Consider the following 7,032-nt stretch of genomic DNA (forward strand, 5'->3'; position numbering starts at 1 on the left):
GGCGGGCGCGGCGGCGGGGACGTCCGCGGCGGCGGGGGACGCGGCGGTGCGCGGCCCGCGGCGCCGCTCGCCGCGCGGTGTGCTGCGCGACACGGCGACCCCGGCCAGGCACAGCGCGCCGCCGAGCAGCGTGACGGCCCCGGGCACCTCGTCGAGGAACGCCCACGACATCAGCACGACGATCGCGGGGACGGCGTAGGTCGTCGCGCCCATCTTCCCGGCGGACGTCCGCGCCAGCGCGTACCCCCAGGTGGTGAACGCCAGCGCGGTCGGGAAGACGCCGAGGTAGACCATGTTGAGGGTCGCGCCCGCCGGGGCGTCGGCGGCCTGCGACACGAGCAGCCCCGCGAACGGCAGGGTCGCGACGGTGCCGACGGCGCACGCGAACGTGGTGAACTGCAGCGCGGACGCGTGCCGCAGTGCGGGCTTCTGGCTCACCACTCCGGCCGCGTAGGTGACGGCCGCGACGACGCACAGCAGGACGCCGAGCAGCGGCGACCCCTTCTCGCCGGACATCGACAGCCCGACGACGGCGGCGCCGGCGAACGCCACGGCCAGGCCCGCGAGCAGCCGGGAGGAGAACCCCTCCTTCAGCAGCCAGCCGCCGAGGAGCGCGATGAGGATCGGCCCGATGTTGACGACGAGGGCCGCGGTGCCGGCGTCCACGAGCTGCTCGCCCCAGTTGAGCGCCACCATGTAGACGCCGAACCACAGGATGCCCGCGGCGACGATGCCGGGCCACGCGCCGCGCGGCGGGAGGCCCTCGCGGCGGACGAGCCAGAGGGCGCCGAGCACGACCGTCCCGGAGAGCAGCCGCCCGAGCGCGAGGGGGCCCGGGTCGTACGCCTCGCCGGCGCTCCGGATGGAGACGAACGCCGAGGCCCACAGGACGACCGTGACGGTGGCGGCGGCGATCGCGCGCCGGTCGACGCCTCCGGCCGCGGCCGGAGGGGAGATGTCCTGTTCCATGAAGCGCACCTTAAATTCGGATCGTTTCGCTGAACACCGAAGTTCGGCGCGCGGTTGCGCCGGACGACAATGGACCGCCCCAGTCTGAGAGCGGTCCATTGTTCAGGTCCAGCGAATAATTCTTGACCGTCGGTTAAGGCGCGCTACATCGAGGCGAGTCCCTCGAAGGGCGACGACGCCTGCGCGTACCGGCGCTTCGGGATCCGCCCGGCCAGCCGCGCCAGCCGCCCGCCCTCCACGGCGTGCCGCATCGCGGCGGCCATCATCGCCGGGGACTGCGCGCGGGTCACCGCCGTCGCCAGCAGCACCGCGTCGCAGCCCAGCTCCATGGCCAGGGCGGCGTCGCTGGCGGTGCCGAGCCCCGCGTCCAGGACGACCGGGACGCCCGCCCGCTCGACGATCAGCTCGATGTTGTGCGGGTTGCGGATGCCGAGGCCCGAGCCGATCGGGGAGCCGAGCGGCATCACCGCCGCGCACCCGACCTGCTCCAGCCGCCGCGCCAGGACGGGGTCGTCGTTGGTGTACGGCAGCACGACGAACCCGTCGTCGACGAGCTGCTCGGCGGCCTCGACCAGCTCGATCGGGTCGGGCAGCAGCGTGTGCTCGTCCGCGATCACCTCGAGCTTCACCAGGTTCGTGCCGAGCGCCTCGCGGGCGAGCTTGGCGGTCAGCACCGCCTCGCCCGCGGTGAAGCAGCCCGCGGTGTTGGGCAGCACGCGGATGCCGCACTCGGCGAGCACGTCCAGGACCGAGCCGCGCGCCGCCGGGTCCACCCGCCGCATCGCGACCGTGGTGAGCTCCGTCCCGGACGCGGTGAGCGCCTCCCGCAGCACCTGCATGCTGGGCGCGCCGCCCGTCCCCATGATCAGCCGCGAGCCGAACTCCTCGCCCGCGATCACCAGCGCGTCGTCCCGCACCGTCCCGCCGGCCGTCTTCGTGTCGTTCGTCGCGTCGTCCATCGTCAGCCTCCCTGCACGGCGGTCAGCACTTCCAGGCGGTCGCCGTCGCGCAGCGGCGTCGCCTCCCAGGCCGTCCGGCGGACGACCTCGTCGTTCAGCGCGGCGGCCACGCCGGTCGGCGCCGCGCTCACGGCCGCGACGGCGGCGGCGACGCTCGTGCCCGCGGGCAGCTCGCGCGGCTCGCCGTTGACGATGACCTTCATCGCTTCACCTCGGAGAATCGGTCGGGGGAGAACGGGCGGGCGACCTCGGGCACCGGGTCGCCGAGCAGCGCCGCGGACAGCACGTCCGCCGAGACCGGCGCGAGCAGCACGCCGTGCCGGAAGTGCCCGGTGCCGAGGACCAGCCCCGGCACGTCCGAGGCGCCCATGACCGGGGCGTTGTCGGGGGAGCCGGGCCGCAGCCCGGCGGTGACCTCGGCGAACTCGAGCTCGGTGACGCCGGGGATCAGCTCGCGGGCGTCCCGCAGCAGCTCCCACAGCCCGCCGGCGGTCACGCGGGTGTCGAACCCGAGCTCCTCCTGCGTGGCGCCGAGGACGATCTCGCCGTCGTCCGCGCGCGGCACCAGGTACACCGGCGAGCCCTTCACCAGCCCCCGGACGCACCGCCGCAGGAACGGCACGCGGGTGCGCAGCCGGATCACCTGCCCCTTGACGGGGCGGACGGGCGGGACGGTCCCGGCGGGCAGGCCGTCGAGGTCGCCCGACCAGGGGCCCGCGGACAGCAGGACGCGGTCGGCCCGCAGGACCGTCCCGTCGTCCAGGCGGACGCCCGCCGCCGCGTCCCGCTCGACGACCACGCCCGCCGCGCGGCGCCGCACGATCCGCACGCCGGACTTCTCGCACGCCGCGAGCAGCGCCGCGGCGAGCCGGCGCGGGTCGACGGACCCGTCCCGCGGGGCGAGCAGCCCGCCCCGCACGCCCGGCGCCAGCATCGGCTCCTGCTTGCGGCACTCCCGGCCGGTGAGCGCCTCGACGGGGAGGCCGAGGCTCTCCTGGAAGCGGCGCAGGTCGTCCAGGACGGCCAGGTCGTCGGAGTCGAACGCGACCTGGAGCAGGCCGTCGTCGCGGTACCCGGTGGCGGTCCCGGTGAATTCCTCCAGTTCCGCCACGAACGCGTCGTAGCGGTCGTGGGCCGCGAGGTTGAGCCGCAGCAGCGGCTCCTCGCCGTAGGCCAGCTCGCTGACAGGGGTGATCATGCCCGCGGCGACGGCCGTCGCGCCGCCCGCGGGCGCGGGATCGACGAGGGTCACCGCGCCGCCCCGGCCGGCCGTCCGCCACGCCGCGGCCAGGCCGACGATCCCGGCCCCGATGACGACGATCTCCATTCGCGCTCCCTTCGCCGGCATGATCCGGATCAGGTCAGGCGGTCGGCGGCCCGGTCAGCCGCCCTCTCAGCCCGGTCGCACCGGACTCCCGCGGGTGTTCTGGGTGGTCTTCCCCCACTTTACGACCGCTGTGACGTACATGACCGTCTGGACACATGTCCAGGCAAAAGCGGCCCCACTAAGGTGAGCGCCATGGAGAGGCTTGTTGTCGTGGGTGGCGGGCTGGCCGGCGTGCGCGCCGTGGAGGCCCTGCGCAGGAAGGGGTACGAGGGCGCGCTCACCCTCGTCTCGGCCGAGCGGCACCGGCCGTACGACCGGCCGCCGCTGTCGAAGGCCGTCCTCGCGGGCGACTCCGACGACACCACCGTCGACGCCGACTGGGACGCCCTGCGCTGCGAGCTCCTCCTCGGCGAGCGGGCCACCGCGCTGCGCCCCGGCGCGCCCGGCCGCGGCGGCGTCGTCGCCACCACGGCCGGCGACCTGCCCTTCGACGGCCTGGTCATCGCCACCGGCGCGGCCCCGATCACGCTGCCCGGCGACGGCCGCCAGCACGTCGTCCGCACCATCGAGGACGCCCGCGAGCTGCGCGGCCTCCTCGTCCCGGGCGCCCGCGTCGCGATCGTCGGCGCGGGCTGGATCGGCGCCGAGGTCGCCACCACCGCCGCGAGGAAGGGCTGCGCGGTCACCGTCGTCGAGGCCGCCGACACGCCCCTCGCGAACGCGCTCGGCGCCGAGGCCGGCGCCCTGACCGCGCCCTGGTACGCCGAGGCCGGCGTCGAGCTCCGCACCGGCGTCAAGGTCGCCGAGGTCGACGGGCGCGGCCTCGTCCTGGCCGCCGACGGGGCGCCCGGCCGCATCGACGCCGACGCGGTCGTCGTCGGCGTCGGCGTCCGGCCCGACCTCGGCTGGCTCGCCGGCTCAGGCCTCCTCCTCGAACGCGGCGTCGTCACCGACGCGGCCTTCCGCACCTGCCACGAGGGCGCCGAGCCCGGCACCCCCGGCGAGCCCCGCCCCGACATCGTCGCCGTCGGCGACTGCGCCGCCTGGTGGTCGTCCCGCTACGGGCGCCGGCTCCTCGTCGAGCACTGGGACACCGCCCTCAACGCCCCCGAGACCGCCGCCGCGACCCTCCTCGGCGAGGACGCCGCCTACGACGCGGCACCGTACTTCTGGTCCGAGCAGTTCGGCCGCATGGTCCAGTACGCCGGGAACCACGCGGCGTCCGAGCGGATGATCCGGCGCGGCGACCCGGACGGCCCCAAGTGGGCCCTCGCGTGGCTCACCGGCGACCGCCTCGACGCGATCCTCACCGTCGACCGCCCCCGCGACCTCGTCCAGGCCCGCCGGGTGATCGCGTCCGGCGCGGCCGTCGACCCCGGTCTGCTCGCCGATCCCGACACCCCCGTCCGCCAGGCCGTTCGCGCGTAGCGGAGCGTCCCCGCGAAACAGGTGGTCGTCGAGAGGGTTTGCCGGTTCCGAAGGCGTGGTAGCAAGGGGGCGTGACGCAGATGCACGCAACCGTTGAAAGCGCACTCGACCCCCGCACCGACGCCCTCGCCGGAGAGTGGCTCACCCTCCCGGAGACCGCCGAGCGGCTCGGCATCAAGACCAACCGGATCAAGCAGCTCATCAGCGAGCGCAAGCTGCTCGCGGTCCGCCGCGCGGGCGAACCGATGGTCCCGGCGGCCTTCGTCCACGAGGGCCAGGTGATCAAGGGCCTGTCCGGCACGCTCACCGTGCTCTCGGACGCCGGCTACAGCGACGTCGAGACCGTCCGCTGGCTGTTCACCGCGGACGACACGCTGCCCGGCACGCCGGTCGAGGCGCTCACCGAGAACCGCGGGACCGAGGTGCGGCGCCGCGCCCAGGCCCTGGCATTCTGACCGTCCGCCCACCGGGGGTCACGCGTCCGCGTGGCCCCCGCAGCACTGCCCAGGAAGGAAGTCCTCCCCACCGTGTCCAGGCACCTGCCCTCCGACCGCGCCGTGGCCCTGCGCGCCCGGCTCGACCGCGCCCGTCTCTACCTCTGCACGGACGCGCGTGAGGAGCGCGGCGACCTGCCCGGGTTCCTGGACGCCGTCCTCGCGAACGGCGTCGACATCGTGCAGCTCCGGCAGAAGGGCCTGGAGGCGCGGCAGGAGATGGCGTACCTGGAGGTGTTCCGGGCCGCGTGCGAGCGGCACGGCGCGCTGCTGGCCGTCAACGACCGCGCGGACGTCGCCCACGCGGTGCGCGCGGACATCCTGCACCTCGGGCAGGACGACCTGCCGGTGCCGGCGGCGCGGGAGATCGTCGGCGGCGACGTGCTGATCGGCCGGTCCACGCACGCGGCGGAGCAGGCGGCGGCCGCGGCCTCCGAGCCCGGCGTCGACTACTTCTGCACCGGGCCGACGTGGCCCACGCCGACCAAGCCCGGACGCCCCGCGCCGGGCCTGGAACTGCTCGAGTACACCGCCGGGGAGAAGTTCTCCCGGCCGTGGTTCGCGATCGGCGGCATCGACCTCGGGAACCTCGACCGGGTCACGGCCGCCGGTGCGCGCCGCGCGGTCGTGGTGCGGGCGATCACCGAGGCCGACGACCCGGGCGCCGCGGCGGCCGAGTTCGCGCGGCGGCTCGCCGCCGTGTGACCGCCCGCACGGTTCGCGGGGGCGCGGCATGCCGCACAATGGGGATCATGGGACCCGACGACGAGCGGCCGGTCGACCTCGACGACGAGTTCGACGTCCTGCCCGACCAGACGTCCGACGACACCGACACCGGCTGGGGCGAGTGGCGCGGCGGCGACGACGACTCCCGGCTGCTGGAGGAGCGCCCGCCGCACTGGTGAGCCGCCCGGCGGCCGCTACAGGATCCCGATGACGAACCCCGCCGTCATGACGACGGCGAGCGCCACCATCATGCGCCAGCGGTAGCGCGGGATCCGGGTCGGGCGCGGCTTGGGCGCCGGGGCGCTGCCCTCGCGCAGCGCCCGCACGAGCTGCCGCGCGGACGGCCGCGCCTGCGGGTTCTTGTCGAGGCAGCGGGCCGCGAGGTCGCGCAGCGGGCCGTCGAGGCCGCCGAGGTCCGGCGGCCGGGACGTCACCCGGCGCATCACCGCGGCGTTCGGGCCCGTGCCGAACGGCGGCCGCCCGGTGGCGGCGAACACCATCGCCGCGCCCCACGCGAAGACGTCCGCGGGCGGCCCGACGGGCTCGTCCTCGATCTGCTCGGGGGCCATGTAGGCGGGGGTGCCGAGCGGCCCGGTGGTCAGCGGCGTCGCGTCCGCCACGCGCGCGATGCCGAAGTCGATCACCTTGGCGCCGTCCGGGCCGAGGAGGACGTTGCCGGGCTTGAAGTCGCGGTGGACGATCCCCTCGCGGTGGATCGCGGCGAGCGCGGCGGCGGTGCCGAGCGCGACCCGGTGCAGCCGGCGGTCCGGCAGCGGGCCCTCGTCGGCCACGACCTCCTGCAGGGACGGGCCGTCCACGTACTCGCTGACGATGTAGGGCCGGTCGCCGGTCACGTCGGCGTCCAGCACCTGCGCCGTGTGCCGCCCGGCGACCCGCCGGGCCGCGTCGGCCTCCTTGACGAACCGGTCGCGGGCGCGCCGCCCGGCCGCCATGCCGCCCTTCAGCAGCTTCACCGCGCAGAGTCCGCCGTCGTCGTCCTCGGCGAGGTAGACGACGCCCTGGCCGCCCTCGCCGAGCCGGCCCAGCAGGGGGCGGCCGCCGATGTCGTCCGGGTCGCCGGGGCCGAGCGCGGACGCGGGGCGGCGCCGCAGGTCGCGGGGGACCGGGG

Annotated in this window: 9 protein-coding genes and 1 riboswitch; of the genes, 4 read left to right on the forward strand and 5 right to left on the reverse strand. The window is 75.9% G+C overall.

What is annotated here, in order from left to right:
- The 4 genes from DMH08_RS37410 to thiO form a co-directional block, all read right to left on the reverse strand.
- Window positions 1-969 (reverse strand): DMT family transporter (locus DMH08_RS37410; RefSeq protein WP_148108640.1); only part of this gene is annotated, 969 nt, incomplete at its 3' end.
- 143 nt (window positions 970-1,112) lie between these two features.
- A complete protein-coding gene (locus DMH08_RS37415) occupies window positions 1,113-1,928 on the reverse strand; it encodes a thiazole synthase (RefSeq protein ID WP_199748191.1) in 816 nt (271 codons plus the stop codon).
- Between the two features lie 2 nt (window positions 1,929-1,930).
- On the reverse strand, window positions 1,931-2,131 hold the full coding sequence (gene thiS, locus DMH08_RS37420) for a sulfur carrier protein ThiS (RefSeq protein WP_026405748.1): 201 nt from the start codon (window positions 2,129-2,131) through the stop codon (window positions 1,931-1,933).
- A complete protein-coding gene (gene thiO / locus DMH08_RS37425) occupies window positions 2,128-3,255 on the reverse strand; it encodes a glycine oxidase ThiO (RefSeq protein WP_125620959.1) in 1,128 nt (375 codons plus the stop codon). Before thiO ends, thiS begins: the two co-directional genes overlap by 4 nt.
- A riboswitch (TPP riboswitch) is annotated at window positions 3,245-3,357 on the reverse strand. (Overlaps the previous gene by 11 nt.)
- Window positions 3,358-3,447: 90 nt before the next feature.
- On the opposite strand from thiO, the gene DMH08_RS37430 reads away from it, so the two are divergent.
- From DMH08_RS37430 to DMH08_RS40625, 4 genes are all read left to right on the forward strand, one after another.
- Window positions 3,448-4,683 carry an NAD(P)/FAD-dependent oxidoreductase gene (locus DMH08_RS37430; RefSeq protein ID WP_026405750.1) on the forward strand — a complete coding sequence of 412 codons (1,236 nt, stop codon included), beginning with the start codon at window positions 3,448-3,450 and terminating at the stop codon, window positions 4,681-4,683.
- An 80-nt stretch (window positions 4,684-4,763) separates the two neighbouring features.
- Window positions 4,764-5,138: an Rv2175c family DNA-binding protein gene (locus DMH08_RS37435; RefSeq protein WP_034521592.1), complete on the forward strand. Its 375-nt coding sequence runs from the start codon at window positions 4,764-4,766 to the stop codon at window positions 5,136-5,138.
- A gap of 72 nt (window positions 5,139-5,210) precedes the next feature.
- Entirely contained in the window at window positions 5,211-5,882 is a 672-nt protein-coding gene (gene thiE, locus DMH08_RS37440) for a thiamine phosphate synthase (protein WP_199748192.1), read from the forward strand.
- Between the two features lie 47 nt (window positions 5,883-5,929).
- The gene (locus DMH08_RS40625; protein ID WP_169528898.1) at window positions 5,930-6,082 is read left to right on the forward strand and encodes a hypothetical protein; all 153 of its coding nucleotides are present in this window, start codon (window positions 5,930-5,932) and stop codon (window positions 6,080-6,082) included.
- A 15-nt stretch (window positions 6,083-6,097) separates the two neighbouring features.
- Here DMH08_RS40625 and DMH08_RS37445 read toward each other — a convergent pair.
- Window positions 6,098-7,032, reverse strand: a 935-nt coding sequence (locus DMH08_RS37445; protein WP_325052982.1) for a serine/threonine-protein kinase, incomplete at its 5' end; no start/stop codon positions are given.

This window comes from Actinomadura sp. WAC 06369 (genome assembly GCF_003947565.1).
GTDB classification, from domain to species: domain Bacteria; phylum Actinomycetota; class Actinomycetes; order Streptosporangiales; family Streptosporangiaceae; genus Spirillospora; species Spirillospora rifamycini.